The following is a 15,230-nucleotide window of genomic DNA, read 5'->3' as shown; positions in this document are numbered from 1 at the left end:
GATTGCAAGATGGATGAATTTCTCACCTGATATTTCAATCATGTTTAACTTTTATCGAGTTGGTTAATAGCCTCTCATGACTAGCCTGCTCACTTTTACCACAATGACGCCCATCGCGTTAACCTGACAAGGTAAGGAACGATCATGTTATTAACCCTATTAAAAGCCAAACTTCACCGCGCGCGTGTGACCCATTGTGAGCTTCACTACGAAGGTTCATGTGGCATTGATAGCGAGTTACTCGACTTGGCGGGCATCCGTGAGAACGAATCAATCGACATTTATAATGTCAACAACGGTAAACGTTTCCGCACCTATGCGATTCGTGCAGAAGCAGGCTCAAAAATGATTTCACTCAACGGAGCAGCTGCTCACATGGCGGATTTGGGCGATGTGGTGATTATCGCTGCCTACGCGCAAATGGATGAGAAAGAAGCCGACAATCATCATCCACGCTTGGTTTACCTTGATGAAGGTAATATCGTTAAAGACACTGCCAACGTGATTCCTGTACAAGTTTCTTAACACAGCTTTATCGTTACCACAAATGCGCAATTAAATTAGGCGAGTCATTGAATACTCGCCTTTTTGTTGTCTATATTTTTTATTTAAACAATGCATTTCGCTGATGCGTAGGTAAATGGGCGGGTCAACCGTAAATTGCACGTTTATAGTTTGCTTGCGATAGGTCAGATAGTACTAATGTGGCAGATAACGAAAGCCTTACTCGGCAATTAACAAAGTTTTACTTTTAGTATCTGTTAATAAAAAAAGCCGAAATTTATTCGGCTTTTTTTAAACGATTAAAGGACTTAAGAAAGCAAAGATAGGCGATTATTTTTCTACGCCAGCTTCTTGACCTTTATATTTGGCGTTTGCGTAATCCCAGTTAACCAGTTTGTCTAGGAAAGTGTCAACGTAGTCTGGACGACGATTACGATAGTCGATGTAATAAGCATGTTCCCACACGTCACATGTCAATACTGCAACTTGGTTATGGGCTAATGGGGTATCTGCGTTTGCAGTCTTAATGATTGATAATTGACCACCCACGCTGTCAGCCACTAACCATGCCCAACCTGAACCAAATTGGCTTACGGCGGCGTTTTTGAATTCTTCACGGAATTTTGCATACGAACCAAACGCTTCTTCGATTTTGGCTTTTAGATCGCCTGTTGGCTCACCGCCACCATTGGCAGTCAAGCAGTTCCAGTAGAAAGTATGGTTCCAAACTTGTGCCGCTTGGTTAAAGATTGTCGCTTTGCTGCTATCACCTGCGGTGGCTTTGATGATTTCATCAAGCTCTTTACCTTCAAGACCTGAACCTGGTAGTAGCTCATTTAGTTTGTTGACATACGCTGCATGGTGTTTGTCATGGTGGAATTCTAGGGTTTCTGCGCTGATATGTGGCTCAAGCGCGTTTTTGGCGTATGGTAAATCTGGTAATGTAATTTGTGACATGTTGTTTTTCCTTTTTCCTTCGCTATTGTTGTGATGACTTTATGATAAAAGTAACCACATGCCATTTGTATGATAAAAGCTTTGTATTAAAAGCGCATATATCAAAACCATATCCAAAATGGCAAGTTGGCTGGGTTGATGTTATTTAGTTTATGTTATTTATCTATGCTTCATCAAGCTTTATCAAGGGTTAAAACCACTCACTAATTTTGCTATCGTTAGCTTTGTTTATTAACCTTGCTATCATTAGCCTTGATAATATCCTCATAACACATGGGTTATTTTGCCATAAAAATTGGCAGAATTTAACCGTTTCTATAGTGGGGATTTATTATCTTGTGAGGTAAAAATCAATGAGTGCCTGCTAATAAGCTGATTTTTAACCCGTTACTTGCTATTTGATGATAGCAAATTACTCAAAAAAAACTGTAGTGGTTTGGTATAAGGCTTTTGCAATGTGAGTATTTGCAGCGCGAGCCACTGTTAACTATGCTATGATAAGGTCAAGTTTCTTATGCAAAATACACACAGTGGGTCTGTATGTCAGTTTCTATCCCCAATCAACTATTTCCTACCCGTCAGTTAGTCCTCGCCAGTAATAACCAAGGCAAACTCGCGGAATTTAAGCAATTATTTGAACAAGCCAATCTTCAGATAACGGTCATCCCGCAAGGGCAATTGGGCATCGAGGACGCGGTCGAAGATGGACTTAGTTTTATTGAAAACGCGCTCATTAAAGCCCGTCATGCCAGCTGCATTAGCGGCTTACCTGCGATTGCGGATGATTCGGGTTTATGTGTACCCATACTAGGCGGTCAACCTGGGATTTATTCTGCGCGTTTTGCCCAAGATGAAGCCAGCTTTAGCGAGCATAAAGACTTAGCCAATAACCAAAAATTATTGCGGCTGCTTGAACCGCACAGACACACAAATGAGCCGATTATCGGGCAGTTTGTTTGCGTGCTTGCCTTGGTGCGCCATGCCAATGACCCGCTACCTATCATTGCACAAGGGATTTGGCAAGGTGAAATCTTGCCTGCCCCGCAAGGCGAGCTTGGTTTTGGTTATGACCCGCTATTTTGGATACCAAGTGTACAAAAAAGCGCTGCCGAGATGCAAAAGATCGATAAAAACCGCATCAGTCATCGCGGGCAAGCGATGCAGCAACTGCTAATGCAATTAATGAAGTAAAGGTTTGCAACTCTCGCCTATCACTTGCAGATAGACAAGGTGTGACTGCTAAGGTAGTCGATACAGAGATTTTACAGCAACAATTTTTTTACTTTACTAGATGATTAATTTATACTATACCACTTTCGGTTAATTTTTGCCTTTTAGCAGGCATTAACCCACAGATTTTGGATTGCGTATTTTATAGGCTTTTTTCAATCCCCTTAAAAGCCTGATAACTTATCGCTATTTACCCTTATGAGTGGCACCCACGCTGCTCTTTTTTGATATTTTATGGAAGGTTTTGTTATGTCAAATTCAAATGTGTCAGATTCAACAGTTACTAACTTAGAAGTAACTACCAACAAAAAATCAAACCTTGAAACCCAAATCACGGTTAAAGTACCTGTGTCAACCATTCAAGGTCGCGTGGAAAAACGCATCAACCAAGTGGCAAAAACCGCTAAAATCGACGGTTTTCGTAAAGGTAAAGTGCCTGTATCGCACATTCGCGCCCAATATGGCGCAGGTATCCAACAAGAAGTCATCAACGATGTGATTCGCGATACCGTATTTGATGCGATTCGTCAAGAAAACATCCGCGCTGTGGGTATGCCAAACATTGATGACGTGAAACTTGAAAACGACTTTTTGGTGTATCAAGCAACGGTTGAAGTATTCCCAGAAGTAGAAGTGCAAGGGTTATCAGACATCGAAGTTGAGCGTCAAGTTGCCAACGTGAGTGACGCAGACGTTGACACTATGATTGAAAACCTACAAAAACAACGCCAAACTTACGTTGCCAAAGATGATGCCGCAGCCGAAGGCGACCAAGTCAAGTTTGATTTTGAAGGTTCAATCGATGGTGAAAAATTTGAAGGCGGTAGCGCGCAAGACTTTAGCCTAGTATTAGGCAGTGGCCGTATGATTCCAGGCTTTGAAGATGGTATCAAAGGCATGAAAGCAGGCGAAGAAAAAACCATCGACGTGACGTTCCCAGAAGATTACCAAGCCGAAAACCTACAAGGTAAACAAGCACAGTTCAAAATCAACGTCAAATCAGTTGAGCAATCACAATTACCAGAATTAAACGATGAGTTCCTTGAAGCATTTGGGGTAACAGAAGGCGGCTTAGACAAACTTAAAGCAGACGTGCGTAAAAACATGGAGCGCGAAGTAAAAAGCGCTGCCCGTAACCAAGTGAAAGAAGCGGCATTTAACGCCCTACTTGAGAAAAATGAAATCGACGTACCTGCATCGATGCTTGAGCAAGAAATCGATCGCCAACGTAGCATGATGTTAAACCGTTTTGCCCAGCAGTTTGGTGCAGATCCTAAAACTTTTAACAAAGATATGCTACCAAACGAATTATTTGAAGAGCAAGCCCTGCGTGCTGCCCGTCTTGGCATCATCGTTTCGAGCCTCATTGAGTCAAATAAACTTGAAGTTGACCAAGAACGTGTGACCACATACATCAACGAAATGGCAGAAAACTACGAAGATCCAAACGAAGTTATCGATTATTACACCAACAATGCGCAAGAACGTGCCAACATCGAAGCGGTGGTGTTAGAAGACCAAGTGGTCGATCATATCTTGTCTCAAGGTAAAGTGACTGATACTGAAGTATCTTACCAAGACTTACTGGCTAGCCAACAGCAACAAGCGATGATGTAATAATTGGCTTAATCCATTCTTAGGCATTTAAGCTTAAGCATTTAAGAATGTATTTTTAGTCAGCTTAGTAACTTGTTTTTATGCCAATTGCCCTTATAAACGATAAGGGCTTTTGCATATTTAAAAAGGACAATAACATGTTAGAAAAATTCTTGGACTCGCCTTTCGCGACGAGTCAAATCCAAAATACCGTAACCCGTGACGTGTTGTCACCACAAAGTGCTTTAGTACCTATGGTGGTCGAGCAATCGGCTCGCGGTGAGCGCTCATTTGACATCTATTCTCGCTTATTGCGTGAGCGTGTGGTGTTCTTAGCCGGTCAAGTTGAAGACCACATGGCGAATTTAATTGTCGCCCAGTTGTTATTCCTAGAAGCGGAAAATCCAGAAAAAGACATTCACTTATACATCAATTCACCCGGTGGCTCTGTGAGTGCCGGTCTTGCGGTGTTTGACACCATGAACTTTATCCAGCCACAAGTGTCAACGATTTGTATGGGCGGTGCTTATAGCATGGGTTCATTCTTACTGGCAGCGGGTGAAAAAGGTAAACGCTATTCCTTAGCCAATGCGCGTGTGATGATTCACCAACCATCAGGTGGGGCACAAGGTCAAGCGACCGATATTGAAATCAATGCGCGTGAAATCCTAAAAATCCGTGAACGCTTGAATAAAATCTTGGCAGAACGTACCGGTCAGCCACTTGAGAAAATCGCCCGTGACGTCGAGCGTGACTATTGGCTAGATGCCCAAGAAGCCAAAGAATACGGTCTGATTGATGAAGTATTAGAAAAACGTCCAAGCATTGCTTAATAGGTCACACAATCACGAAGTAATTAAGACAAGCATAATTTTAGGAGCGTTTTTTTATGTCAAAAAATGACATTGAGCCACACTGCTCGTTTTGTGGTAAAGCCAAACACGAAGTAAAAAAGCTAATTGCAGGTCAAGACGCCAATATCTGTAATGAGTGTATTGAACTGTGCGATGATTTAATCGCTGAATCCAAGTCATCGGGCAGCGACGGTAGTGATACCAATGAGCGCGAAAACTGGGCAGCGCGCAAATTGCCAACGCCCAAAGAAATCCGCAGCCACTTAGATGAGTATGTCATCGGTCAAGATAAAGCCAAAAAAACTTTGGCAGTCGCCGTTTACAATCACTATAAACGCTTAAAGGTCAGTGAAAAACTGCGTGAAGATAAAGCATTGACCACACTTGGCGCTGAAGATGCGATGGTTGAGCTATCAAAAAGTAATATTTTGCTGATTGGTCCAACGGGCTCTGGCAAAACCTTACTGGCACAGACCCTTGCTCGCCTACTTGATGTCCCATTTGCGCTTGCCGATGCCACAACCTTGACCGAAGCAGGTTATGTCGGTGAAGACGTGGAAAACATCGTACAAAAACTGTTACAAGCGGCAGATTTTGATGTCGAGAGAGCGCAAAAAGGCATTATCTATATCGATGAAATTGATAAAATCAGCCGTAAAAGCGAAAACCCTTCAATTACCCGTGATGTGTCGGGCGAAGGCGTACAGCAAGCGCTGTTGAAACTGATTGAGGGTACGGTTGCCAATATTCCACCGCAAGGCGGTCGTAAGCACCCAAACCAAGAGATGATTCAGGTCGATACCAGTAATATCTTGGTGATTTGTGGCGGTGCGTTTGCCGGTCTCGACAATGTCATTCAACAGCGTACCGAAAAAACCGGTATCGGTTTTAACGCTGAGGTAAAAGCCAAAGATAGCGGCAAAAAAACCGGTGAATTGTTCAAGCAAGTCGAGCCAGAAGATTTGATTAAATTTGGTCTAATTCCAGAGTTAATTGGTCGTCTGCCTGTGGTGGCGACACTCGAAGAACTGGATGAAGAAGCATTGGTACAAATCTTAACCGAGCCAAAAAATGCGCTGGTCAAACAATACGAATACTTGTTTGAGATGGAAAATGCGAAGTTATCGTTTACCGATGATGCGCTAGTGGCGATTGCCAAACAAGCGCTAAAGCGTCGTACCGGCGCGCGTGGGTTACGCTCCATTATTGAAAACACCCTGCTCGATACCATGTATGAACTGCCTTCAATGACACCCGGCAAAACCGTCACAGTCAATGAGGCAGTGATTGATAATAACCAATCGCCAGAGATTGTTTAACTGTTAGTGATTTTAAAAATAGTGAGTTAAAAAACGTGCCTATGTCGCACGTTTTTTATTTGGCTTAGTTTTTTATTTGGATTAGTCAGTACGAAAATCATTGTGGTTGTATGGCGTGCAAATCTCGAAGGAGTTATCCTCTAATTGTAAACACGCCAACCTGTCTGTCATTTGATTAGGCAATAATTCAGTATGATTGCCCCAAAATTCTTCCGAACTCATCACACGGTAATCTTTTAGCCAGCGGTTTTGACGAATTGCAGGTTGATTGTTAATGGTGGCAATGCTAATTTGCTCATCACCCCTGTCTAGCTCTGAAGTAAAAGGCATCAAAATTTTATCGGTTTTGGATAGGTATTTACGCTGAGTGTCTTTGGCAAATGTTTTGATAGTTTTGCCATTGGCTAGATTAAAATTTCGCTTCGCCCACCAAACTTTGCCCGTGGCAGCGGTGGCTGTCATATTGCAAGCGAGTTTTTGCTGTAATTTATCGTGGCTAAACAGATAGCATTGGGTTGATTTTGGGTCTAGCTTGTAAACTTCTGCATGGGTAATACCCATAAGGCCTAAAACCAATCCTAAAGCAATCGCTAATTTTTTAATTATATGACTCCCTGCAGAATTTAATCTTCAATCAACCAACCCTGTTGTACCGCAATGGCAATTTGCTCGGTTATCCAGTCGTGAATCTCGGGAAAATCCTCGCTGATAAATGCTTGGGCAGCTTTGACTTGGGAGCGTTTGACCTGATGGTCTGTCCACGCACCGCCATCTGTCACCATATTGAGCATAAAGGGCAATAGCCTATCTACTGCTTTAAGTAGTTTGCTTTCAGCACTATGACCTGTTTCTTGCTCATCCCACAGCGTCAACAATTCTGAAACGGGGTTGCCAGTCATCATCGTCAGTTTTTCTACACCAATGCGCTCATCCACATGCGCCTGCGAGCGTTTATCAGCGTATAAGAATGTGTCGCCCGCCTCAATTTCGCCCAAGTCATGAACCAGTGCCAGTTTAAGCAGTTTTTCATGATTGACATCCAGTTTGAAATGCTGCGCGACTGCCCAACATGCCATCGCCAAATGCCATGAATGCTCGGCAGAATTTTCAAGACGTCGTGGCGTGTCTTTAGAGAGTTGGGTAGTATAGTTGCGGCGGTTGACTGATTTTAAGGCATCCAATGCCAACAGATAATCAATAAGTGGTTGCATCAGATACCTCTTAATCATGCATGGTCTGAGTCGTGTTCACTTGACTAGCGCTGAAATCGTTTTAAACGCGGGGTCTTCTGAGCTACGACACAGCTCAAATAAAATCGCTTCGGTGGTGGTGACGACCGCACCGGCACGGCGCATACGACGAATCGCAATTTTACGGTCATACAGGTCTCGCGAGCCTACCGCATCGGTGATAATGATGGGCTGCATACCGTTATCGAGTAAGTCTAACGCCGTCTGCATGACACAGACATGGGTTTCTGTGCCAAATAAAATCACATTGTTGCGATTTTGCTGGGCGATATGATGCCAAGAGTTTGGCGTATCACAGGCGCTAAAGGTTGTTTTTTCAAACACTGGCGTATTTTTTTCAGATAGTAACTGCGTCAACTCTGGTAAGGTAGACCCCAGTCCTTTGGGGTATTGCTCATTAACCATAATGGGAATATTGAGCGCTTGTAGACCTTGAATCAAAATCGCTGTTTTTTTGAGTAATTTTCGATGTTCGGCAATATGGGGCGCAAGTTTTTCTTGTATATCAATCAGCATGGCTTGGCAGTCATTGCGCTCGATACGATAGGGTTTTGGGATAAATTTTGTTGTCATCTTCAGCTCCTTTGATGATGGTTCAACTTGGGTGATTACAATCATTCGTATGTCACGAATGCGATACTATACTCTATTAAAAAACGCCATTAAAAATTCATGGCATCATCTGCGGTGTCAACCACGGTTAACTGATAGTCCAAATGCCCTAAATAGCCATAATGTCCTTTTTCACTGAGTTCTGCAACAATGGTGACATCATCACAATGCACCTGATCCATAAGCTTGGTTTGATGACTGGCTTGGTTGTCAGTAGGTGTTTTATTGGACTGATACAGCGATTGGATACGCAGTAATGGGTCATTGAGTGCATAGGTAGCGCCATCGGTGACAAAGGTCAAATACTCACCGACCTTGTGCACCTTACCTTTAAAATGCTGATTGGTGACGACCCCACTAAAGGCAGGTGTATATAAACGGCGCGCTTTATATTGCTGCTTGGCATATTGCCATGCGCCATAACTGCCTAGGACAGCAGTTACGCCCGTTGCCGCTGTGGCTGTCATACCGACGCCAATGAGTTTCGCGACAACGTGACGCTTTTTAGCTGTATTTTTTTGTTTGCGAGGCTGTGCTGAGCGCTTCGATTGTTGTGCCTCATGGTCAGTCGCTTTGTTATTTTTTTTAAACATGAATGTCACTTTAAAAGTTGTTGTTTGATAAAAAATGCCAGTAATCACTTCAAAAAAAAATTGATTAACTTATAGTAAAATGTTTTAGCGACATTTACCGCAACTTTTTGTTAGTATTATTTTTGCCAAATTTGCTTATATTTTGCAAGCAGCTGTTCGGGCGATTCAGTGCGTTCATCGTCTTTGATGATGCAGTCAATCGGACAGACTTTATCGCAGGTTGGCTCATCATAGAACCCGATGCATTCGGTGCACAAGTCAGGATTGATGACGTAAGTTTTCTGTACTTTATTGTCGTAGCTAATGGCTTCATTTGGGCATTCAGGCTCACAAATGTCGCAATTGATACAGTCGGAAGTGATTTTTAGTGCCATGTCTTGTAGTCTGTTTTTACCTTTAGCAATTAACACCTTTAGCGATTAATGAGGGACACCGCACTTAGGCGCCATACCTCATGTACCATCCACTGTCATCTTGCGTCCATAATTCCCGCCTGATACCGCGATAGCAAAATCACCTTAGGTGAAAATCGGCTCACTGACGCTTTTCATGATTAACGCAAATTGCAATACATCATCCTGCATCTCTTTAAACGGATTGGCGATTTGACACACCCAGCCAGAGCCTAAAGCGCCATCAATCGGCTCACCTTGTTTATCCCACATTTCTTTGAGGGGGTAGCTCAAATTACCCTGTGGTGTCATGATTTCGATGGTATCACCCACCATCAATTTGTTCTTAATTATTAAGGTTAAGCGTGTTGGGGTAATGTCGCTAATCTCGGCAACAAACTGCTGATGATCGGTTTTTGATGACCCATATTCATAGTTTTGGTAATCACTATGCACGTGGCGACGTAAAAAGCCTTCGGTATAGCCGCGATTGGCGAGCCCATCGAGTGCGGTGATTAAGCCTGTATCAAATGGCTTACCAGCGGCGGCATCATCAATCGCTTGACGGTACACTTGCGCGGTGCGCGCCACATAATAATGCGACTTGGTACGGCCTTCGATTTTGAGTGAGTGTACGCCCATATGGGTTAGCTCAGGCACTAGCTCAACGGCACGTAAGTCTTTAGAATTCATAATATAAGTGCCATGTTCATCTTCAAACATCGCCATCAATTCGCCTGGGCGACCTTGTTCTTCAATCAGTACCACTTCATCCGATGGCTGCTGTACATAGTCATCGCCCATCACCACATCACCATTTAGATTGATAGTTTGAATGGCATCTTCTTGCGTGGCTTGAGTAGGCACAAAAACTTCTGGGCTATTGATAGGCTGCGTTGGCACGATATCGCCCGTTTCGTTTTCTTCTGCTTTATAGGTGTTGTATGACCAGCGACAGGCATTGGTACAAGTGCCTTGGTTGGCATCGCGTTTATTGATATAGCCAGAGAGCAAACAACGACCCGAATACGCCATACAAAGTGCCCCATGCACAAACACCTCAATTTCCATATCGGGCACTTCAGCGATGATTTGTTCGATTTCTTTGAGTGACAACTCGCGACTCAAAATCACACGGCTGACGCCCATTTGTTTCCAAAACTTTACCGTTGCCCAGTTCACCGCGTTCGCCTGCACCGATAGGTGAATTACCTGCTCTGGGAAGGCTTCACGCACCATCATAATCATCCCAGCATCTGACATAATCAGCGCATCGGGTTTCATCTCAATCACAGGGCGGATGTCTTCGATAAAGGTTTTAAGCTTGGCATTATGCGCTTGGATATTGACCACGACATAAAATTGCTTGCCCAGTGAATGGGCGTAGGCAATCCCTTTGGCAAGATTTTCCTCATCAAAATCATTATTGCGCACCCGCAAGCTATAGCGTGCTTGTCCCGCATAGACGGCATCTGCGCCATAGGCAAACGCATATTGCATATTACGAAAAGTGCCAGCAGGGCATAAAAGTTCAGGCTTACGGGTCATAACTATCCTTACAGCGTGTCATACAATGTGAAATTGTTGATATTATAACAAATTTGCTAATCACGCGGAAAAAAAACTTGAGTAATTTACTCGGAAATCATGCTAAAGCGGTTATAAAATATTCAATGATAAACCCGCACAGACTGCCATGGTAAGCTCAGCGACTTGCTCATCAAATGCGCTTGACCATTCACCTTTTAATACTAAAGGCGGTTGTATCCAGCGCCAACGCAACCCCGTGACGATACTCTCTACCGCGCGTTTGCTACCTGTACCGTCAAGCCCAGCACGGATATAGCACGCCACAGGCAGCCCTTGTTTTTGCTCAAGCACCGGGTAATAAATTCGCTCAAAAAAATCCTTGGTCAGCCCCGCCATATAACCGAAATTTTCGGTTGTGCCAATGATAATAGCATCCGCTTTTAACACATCTTCCACTTGGGTTTGTAAGGGTATTTTAACAATCACAGTGACGTTATCAATATCCGCTAGCTGTGTGGCGGATTTTGCAACTTCTGCTAATCGCTGGGTGTTATCTGATGGGGTATGTAATACCAATAGTAAATTTTTCATTTCACGCATATTGTATATCCTAAAATGTCATGATTACCCAATTTTGGCGAATAAAAAACCGCAAGGTGATGCGGTTTTCAGTCAGCGGCTTCAGTCAGCGTTTTAATGAGCAGGTGAGTCACGCCAAATTTAAGGACGGTGGATTTTATCGCTCACTTCCCCCATCATACCGCGCACGGTATTTAAGATATCAGCAGGCAATACCACGGTTTTGGCATTCGGTGATTTTGACATATCAGTCATGGCTTTGATGTACTGCTCACCTAGTAGATATAGCAGCGGAATCTCGCGCTCGCCCACCGCTTCACTAATCAAGCGAATTGATTGTTCACTGCCTCTCGCCAGTACCACTTGCGCTTCGGCATCACGCCGTGAAGCCTCAAGACGTCCATCGGCTTCTGCAATCGCCGCTTGGCGCTGACCATCCGCTTTGGTCACTGTAGCACGGCGTTGACGCTCCGCAGCCGCCTGTTCTTCCATCGCCATTTGCATGGTGGATGATGGGCTAATATCTTGAATTTCCACGGTTTTTAGGGTAATTCCCCAATCGGTGATATCATCAGAAATTGACATTTTTAGCGCGGCTTTGATTTGGTCACGCGATGATAACGCACTGTCAAAATCCATATCACCAATGATAGAACGCAGTGAGGTTTGTACCAAATTACGAATGCCCTGCTCGTAATTCTCAATACCATATACGGCGCGCTCTGGATGCACGATATTGATATACGCCACCGCATTGGCGATAATCACGACGTTATCACGGGTGATGACCTCTTGTGATGGAATATCTAAAACTATGTCTTTGGTGGTTACTTTATATGCCACGTTATCGACATAAGGAATGATAAAATTCAACCCAGGCTCTAAGGTCTGATGGTACTTACCCAAACGCTGTACAATCCACTTAAACCCTTGTGGTACGATTTTTACCCCTTTATAAAGGGTAAATAGCACAAAGGCGACCAAAAAAATACCAATACCGCTCAACGCTTCCATGACAATTCCTTTATTGATGCTTACTAATGCCTATTTATGCTTGGTGGATTCTACAAGCAACTCATTACCGATGACATCCACCACAATGGCTCTATCGCCAACTGCTAGCGGTGCGCTTTGGTAGCTACGACACACCCATTCATCCGCCCCAAAAATTGGCACACTAAAACGAATCTTGCCCAATTTATCTGCTTGCGGACTTTGAACAATCATGCCTGTTTCCCCGATGATAACCCCCGAACCCAATCCTGCTGTGGTACGATTTTGCATATACGGCTTGATAAATTTAAAGCCAATGATAGTAAAAATCACCGACAGTATCAGCCATACCATCAGCCAAAAAAACCAGCTAAACGGTAATAGCCATGACAAAGCGGCCACCACAATCGCCGCCACACCAATCGATAAACTCACAAAACTGGTCAAGAATAGTTCAAGAATAATCAGCACTAACCCCAAAATCAGCCAGTGCCAAGGCTCAATTAGCATATCCCCACCTTGATTTTTAGTATACCAAACCCATTATGCAAGATTATGAATTTAAAAACAAATGACCGTTATTTAACCCGCCATCTTTGGCACATTATGCACTATCATCGGCTATCAACTGCTTGACCGTACAGACCGCTAATTGTGGTTAATGATTGCACAAAGATGCGTTTTTTCCTATAGTGGTCAATGACCCTTTCATCTCTAGAGTCCCAAAAAATACGATGAGCCTTGATGCCCTCAAACTGAGTAACCAATTATGTTTTCCCATTTATTCACTGTCAAAAAGTATCACTAACCACTATCGCCCCCTGCTAAAAGCCTTGGATTTGACCTATCCACAATACCTTGTTATGCTGGTGCTATGGGAAAAAAGTCCACAAATTGTTGGCTCATTGGGCGATTTTCTAGACCTTGATACCGGCACCTTAACCCCTTTATTAAAGCGTCTTGAAGCCAAAGGCTTTGTGCATCGTGAGCGTGCCACGCAAGACGAACGGGTAGTACAGATCTCGCTCACTGCTAAAGGGGATGCCTTAAAAGTTCAAGCCGCTACCATTCCCAGTGCTATGTTGGCTGCCATGCAGTTAGATGACGAAGGAATAGAACTGCTACAGCAAGTGGCGAAAAAACTCTGCCCGACTCATACAGAGGTGTGTACCCAGAATATATCACCCAAAAACCACTAAACAAATTTTTAGCATTAAGCGCTATCTGCCTACGTCTTATCTATTATCATGCGTCTTGTTAGGGTATCGTTAGATTTAGCATTTTTAGTCATTTGTTATTAGTTTGTATGCAGCGTGTGAGAATTTTATTACCTTGTCTAGGCACTGAAAATTATATTGTGTAAAATATAATTTTTTAAAACCTAAATACTGTGGCGAATGTTGTAACGCCTATCGCCGATTTTTTTTATTCATTCACGCAAGTTAACAATTCAAAAAAAGGTACTCTTATGAAAATTTTTTATAAAACCCCAACTGCGATCTCAACCGGTGGCCGCTCAGGTCACGTTGCACTAGAAGATGGTTCACTGGGCTTTGATTTACAATCCCCTGAGCAAAATAGCATAGGCGTCAACCCAGAAAAATTATTTGCCATGGGCTATGCCGCTTGTTTTGACAATGCGTTGACTCATGTGGCACAGCGTATGAAGCTAGAAGGCGTCAGCTCAAAAACCTCAGCAGTAGTTGGGCTTGGCATGAATACCCAAGGCGGTTATGCGCTTGACATCGATTTGTACATTGAACTTAGCGGCGTCAGCGAAGAGCAAGCCCAAGCGTTGGTTGAAACGACGGACAAAGTCTGCCCGTATTCTAATGCCGTGCGTGGCAATGTTGACGTACGCCTTCATACCAAGGTCGTGGCATGATTACCCTATATACCCTAAACCAGTCTCGCTCGCAGCGGATCGCTTGGCTGCTTGAAGAATTGGGCGTGGCTTATAAAGCAGTGATTTTTGAGCGCGACAGCCAAACCAAGCTAGCCCCTGAAGACCTAAAGCAAATCCATCCGCTTGGTAAAGCCCCCATCATTATGGACGACGACACTGGCGAGTTGACAACCATCGCTGAAAGTGGCGCAATTGTTGAATACCTGATTGATAGGTATGGGCAAGGCAAACTAAAACCTGCCATCAATACCGCAGATTATACTGATTACCTACAATGGATACACTATGCTGAAGGCTCTTTAGCTTTTGCCTTAATTGCCAACATGTACGCAGGGGATAAGTTTTCTGCATTTTGTCAAAGCCAAGTGGGTTTACAGCTAGGTTATGTCGAGCAGCATTTGGCTGAGCAAGCCAAAAGTGGCAACGCTTGGTTTGTTGGTAATACATTGACAGGGGCAGATATCTTGATGAGCTTTCCGCTACAAGCTGCGCTCGCCCATCTGCCAAAAGACCAGTTCCCGCACATTCACCGTTTTGTTGAGCAAGTTGAAAATCACTCAAGCTATCTAAAAGCCAATGATAAAATTGGTAAAATCGAGCTTGAAAAACTTGGGCAATAATCTTTATCACTATATTACTTTGTCACTACTATATTAGGAATATTTCATGTCACTGATTGAAAATTTACAATGGCGCCATGCCGTCAAAGCCTTTGATCCAAACCAAAGCGTGAGTCAAGAAAATATCGATAAAATTATCGAAGCTGCCCGACTTGCGCCCACCTCATCGGGATTGCAGCCCTTTAAAGTTATCGTGGTAAAAAACCAAGCCATCAAGGCGCAGCTAGTGGCGGGTGCGCTCAATCCTGACTGCATGAAAGAATGTTCTCACGTGCTTGTTTTTGCAGGTTGACAG

19 protein-coding genes are annotated in these 15,230 nt (G+C 43.6%); 9 read left to right on the top strand and 10 right to left on the bottom strand.

Going from position 1 to position 15,230, the window contains the following annotated elements:
• Positions 1 to 144 precede the first annotated feature (144 nt).
• Complete coding sequence (gene panD / locus ACAM39_RS01095) at positions 145 to 525, top strand: aspartate 1-decarboxylase (RefSeq protein WP_036589204.1); 381 nt, start codon at positions 145 to 147, stop codon at positions 523 to 525.
• Between the two features lie 309 nt (positions 526 to 834).
• Here panD and ACAM39_RS01090 read toward each other — a convergent pair whose 3' ends face one another.
• Positions 835 to 1,461 carry a superoxide dismutase gene (locus tag ACAM39_RS01090; RefSeq protein ID WP_128680327.1) on the bottom strand — a complete coding sequence of 209 codons (627 nt, stop codon included), beginning with the start codon at positions 1,459 to 1,461 and terminating at the stop codon, positions 835 to 837.
• A gap of 540 nt (positions 1,462 to 2,001) precedes the next feature.
• On the opposite strand from ACAM39_RS01090, the gene rdgB reads away from it, so the two are divergent.
• From rdgB to clpX, 4 genes are all read left to right on the top strand, one after another.
• Complete coding sequence (gene rdgB / locus ACAM39_RS01085; protein ID WP_369627921.1) at positions 2,002 to 2,652, top strand: RdgB/HAM1 family non-canonical purine NTP pyrophosphatase; 651 nt, start codon at positions 2,002 to 2,004, stop codon at positions 2,650 to 2,652.
• 288 nt (positions 2,653 to 2,940) lie between these two features.
• A complete protein-coding gene (gene tig / locus ACAM39_RS01080) occupies positions 2,941 to 4,308 on the top strand; it encodes a trigger factor (protein ID WP_369627920.1) in 1,368 nt (455 codons plus the stop codon).
• A gap of 137 nt (positions 4,309 to 4,445) precedes the next feature.
• Positions 4,446 to 5,120, top strand: coding sequence for an ATP-dependent Clp endopeptidase proteolytic subunit ClpP (gene clpP / locus ACAM39_RS01075; RefSeq protein WP_369627919.1), 675 nt, complete (start codon positions 4,446 to 4,448; stop codon positions 5,118 to 5,120).
• Positions 5,121 to 5,176: 56 nt separating this feature from the next.
• Entirely contained in the window at positions 5,177 to 6,460 is a 1,284-nt protein-coding gene (clpX, locus tag ACAM39_RS01070; RefSeq protein ID WP_369627918.1) for an ATP-dependent protease ATP-binding subunit ClpX, read from the top strand.
• A gap of 81 nt (positions 6,461 to 6,541) precedes the next feature.
• Here clpX and ACAM39_RS01065 read toward each other — a convergent pair whose 3' ends face one another.
• The 9 genes from ACAM39_RS01065 to ACAM39_RS01025 all read right to left on the bottom strand — a co-directional run bounded on the left by ACAM39_RS01065 (position 6,542) and on the right by ACAM39_RS01025 (position 12,919).
• Positions 6,542 to 7,021 carry a hypothetical protein gene (locus ACAM39_RS01065; protein WP_369627917.1) on the bottom strand — a complete coding sequence of 160 codons (480 nt, stop codon included), beginning with the start codon at positions 7,019 to 7,021 and terminating at the stop codon, positions 6,542 to 6,544.
• Positions 7,022 to 7,083: 62 nt separating this feature from the next.
• On the bottom strand, positions 7,084 to 7,671 hold the full coding sequence (locus tag ACAM39_RS01060) for an HD domain-containing protein (protein WP_369627916.1): 588 nt from the start codon (positions 7,669 to 7,671) through the stop codon (positions 7,084 to 7,086).
• A gap of 36 nt (positions 7,672 to 7,707) precedes the next feature.
• The gene (locus ACAM39_RS01055; RefSeq protein WP_369627915.1) at positions 7,708 to 8,283 is read right to left on the bottom strand and encodes a hydrolase; all 576 of its coding nucleotides are present in this window, start codon (positions 8,281 to 8,283) and stop codon (positions 7,708 to 7,710) included.
• 89 nt (positions 8,284 to 8,372) lie between these two features.
• A complete protein-coding gene (locus tag ACAM39_RS01050; RefSeq protein WP_369627914.1) occupies positions 8,373 to 8,915 on the bottom strand; it encodes a hypothetical protein in 543 nt (180 codons plus the stop codon).
• A 116-nt stretch (positions 8,916 to 9,031) separates the two neighbouring features.
• Positions 9,032 to 9,289: a YfhL family 4Fe-4S dicluster ferredoxin gene (locus ACAM39_RS01045; RefSeq protein ID WP_309576969.1), complete on the bottom strand. Its 258-nt coding sequence runs from the start codon at positions 9,287 to 9,289 to the stop codon at positions 9,032 to 9,034.
• Positions 9,290 to 9,433: 144 nt separating this feature from the next.
• A complete protein-coding gene (gene trhP / locus ACAM39_RS01040) occupies positions 9,434 to 10,855 on the bottom strand; it encodes a prephenate-dependent tRNA uridine(34) hydroxylase TrhP (protein ID WP_369627913.1) in 1,422 nt (473 codons plus the stop codon).
• A gap of 111 nt (positions 10,856 to 10,966) precedes the next feature.
• Positions 10,967 to 11,437, bottom strand: coding sequence for a flavodoxin family protein (locus ACAM39_RS01035; RefSeq protein ID WP_369627912.1), 471 nt, complete (start codon positions 11,435 to 11,437; stop codon positions 10,967 to 10,969).
• A gap of 120 nt (positions 11,438 to 11,557) precedes the next feature.
• Positions 11,558 to 12,430, bottom strand: a complete 873-nt coding sequence (locus ACAM39_RS01030) for an SPFH domain-containing protein (protein ID WP_369627911.1) — start codon at positions 12,428 to 12,430, stop codon at positions 11,558 to 11,560.
• 30 nt (positions 12,431 to 12,460) lie between these two features.
• Positions 12,461 to 12,919, bottom strand: a complete 459-nt coding sequence (locus ACAM39_RS01025; protein ID WP_369627910.1) for an NfeD family protein — start codon at positions 12,917 to 12,919, stop codon at positions 12,461 to 12,463.
• 224 nt (positions 12,920 to 13,143) lie between these two features.
• Between ACAM39_RS01025 and ACAM39_RS01020 the strand changes: the two genes are divergently transcribed.
• The 4 genes from ACAM39_RS01020 to ACAM39_RS01005 all read left to right on the top strand — a co-directional run bounded on the left by ACAM39_RS01020 (position 13,144) and on the right by ACAM39_RS01005 (position 15,227).
• Positions 13,144 to 13,608 carry a MarR family winged helix-turn-helix transcriptional regulator gene (locus ACAM39_RS01020; RefSeq protein ID WP_369627909.1) on the top strand — a complete coding sequence of 155 codons (465 nt, stop codon included), beginning with the start codon at positions 13,144 to 13,146 and terminating at the stop codon, positions 13,606 to 13,608.
• 269 nt (positions 13,609 to 13,877) lie between these two features.
• Entirely contained in the window at positions 13,878 to 14,294 is a 417-nt protein-coding gene (locus ACAM39_RS01015) for an Ohr family peroxiredoxin (RefSeq protein WP_369627908.1), read from the top strand.
• Complete coding sequence (locus ACAM39_RS01010; RefSeq protein WP_369627907.1) at positions 14,291 to 14,935, top strand: glutathione S-transferase family protein; 645 nt, start codon at positions 14,291 to 14,293, stop codon at positions 14,933 to 14,935. The genes ACAM39_RS01015 and ACAM39_RS01010 overlap by 4 nt, the downstream gene beginning before the upstream one ends.
• Positions 14,936 to 14,981: 46 nt before the next feature.
• Positions 14,982 to 15,227: a nitroreductase family protein gene (locus ACAM39_RS01005; protein WP_369627906.1), complete on the top strand. Its 246-nt coding sequence runs from the start codon at positions 14,982 to 14,984 to the stop codon at positions 15,225 to 15,227.
• The last annotated feature ends 3 nt before the right edge of the window (positions 15,228 to 15,230 follow it).

The organism is Moraxella sp. K02 (assembly GCF_041154755.1).
Classification (GTDB): Bacteria; Pseudomonadota; Gammaproteobacteria; order Pseudomonadales; family Moraxellaceae; genus Faucicola.
Note: the sequence above shows the minus strand (reverse complement) of the source record. Positions and strands in the feature narration are given on the sequence as shown.

Bases quoted from the DNA above. Each gene is read 5' to 3' on its own strand.
- rdgB (WP_369627921.1), top strand. From the start codon at position 2,002: ATGTCAGTTTCTATCCCCAATCAACTATTTCCTACCCGTCAGTTAGTC.
- clpP (WP_369627919.1), top strand. From the start codon at position 4,446: ATGTTAGAAAAATTCTTGGACTCGCCTTTCGCGACGAGTCAAATCCAA.
- ACAM39_RS01065 (WP_369627917.1), bottom strand. From the start codon at position 7,021: ATGGGTATTACCCATGCAGAAGTTTACAAGCTAGACCCAAAATCAACC.
- ACAM39_RS01050 (WP_369627914.1), bottom strand. From the start codon at position 8,915: ATGTTTAAAAAAAATAACAAAGCGACTGACCATGAGGCACAACAATCG.
- ACAM39_RS01015 (WP_369627908.1), top strand. From the start codon at position 13,878: ATGAAAATTTTTTATAAAACCCCAACTGCGATCTCAACCGGTGGCCGC.
- ACAM39_RS01005 (WP_369627906.1), top strand. From the start codon at position 14,982: ATGTCACTGATTGAAAATTTACAATGGCGCCATGCCGTCAAAGCCTTT.
- panD (WP_036589204.1), top strand. From the start codon at position 145: ATGTTATTAACCCTATTAAAAGCCAAACTTCACCGCGCGCGTGTGACC.
- ACAM39_RS01035 (WP_369627912.1), bottom strand. From the start codon at position 11,437: ATGCGTGAAATGAAAAATTTACTATTGGTATTACATACCCCATCAGAT.
- ACAM39_RS01055 (WP_369627915.1), bottom strand. From the start codon at position 8,283: ATGACAACAAAATTTATCCCAAAACCCTATCGTATCGAGCGCAATGAC.
- ACAM39_RS01060 (WP_369627916.1), bottom strand. From the start codon at position 7,671: ATGCAACCACTTATTGATTATCTGTTGGCATTGGATGCCTTAAAATCA.
- clpX (WP_369627918.1), top strand. From the start codon at position 5,177: ATGTCAAAAAATGACATTGAGCCACACTGCTCGTTTTGTGGTAAAGCC.
- ACAM39_RS01030 (WP_369627911.1), bottom strand. From the start codon at position 12,430: ATGGAAGCGTTGAGCGGTATTGGTATTTTTTTGGTCGCCTTTGTGCTA.
- tig (WP_369627920.1), top strand. From the start codon at position 2,941: ATGTCAAATTCAAATGTGTCAGATTCAACAGTTACTAACTTAGAAGTA.
- ACAM39_RS01020 (WP_369627909.1), top strand. From the start codon at position 13,144: ATGAGCCTTGATGCCCTCAAACTGAGTAACCAATTATGTTTTCCCATT.
- ACAM39_RS01010 (WP_369627907.1), top strand. From the start codon at position 14,291: ATGATTACCCTATATACCCTAAACCAGTCTCGCTCGCAGCGGATCGCT.
- ACAM39_RS01045 (WP_309576969.1), bottom strand. From the start codon at position 9,289: ATGGCACTAAAAATCACTTCCGACTGTATCAATTGCGACATTTGTGAG.
- ACAM39_RS01090 (WP_128680327.1), bottom strand. From the start codon at position 1,461: ATGTCACAAATTACATTACCAGATTTACCATACGCCAAAAACGCGCTT.
- trhP (WP_369627913.1), bottom strand. From the start codon at position 10,855: ATGACCCGTAAGCCTGAACTTTTATGCCCTGCTGGCACTTTTCGTAAT.
- ACAM39_RS01025 (WP_369627910.1), bottom strand. From the start codon at position 12,919: ATGCTAATTGAGCCTTGGCACTGGCTGATTTTGGGGTTAGTGCTGATT.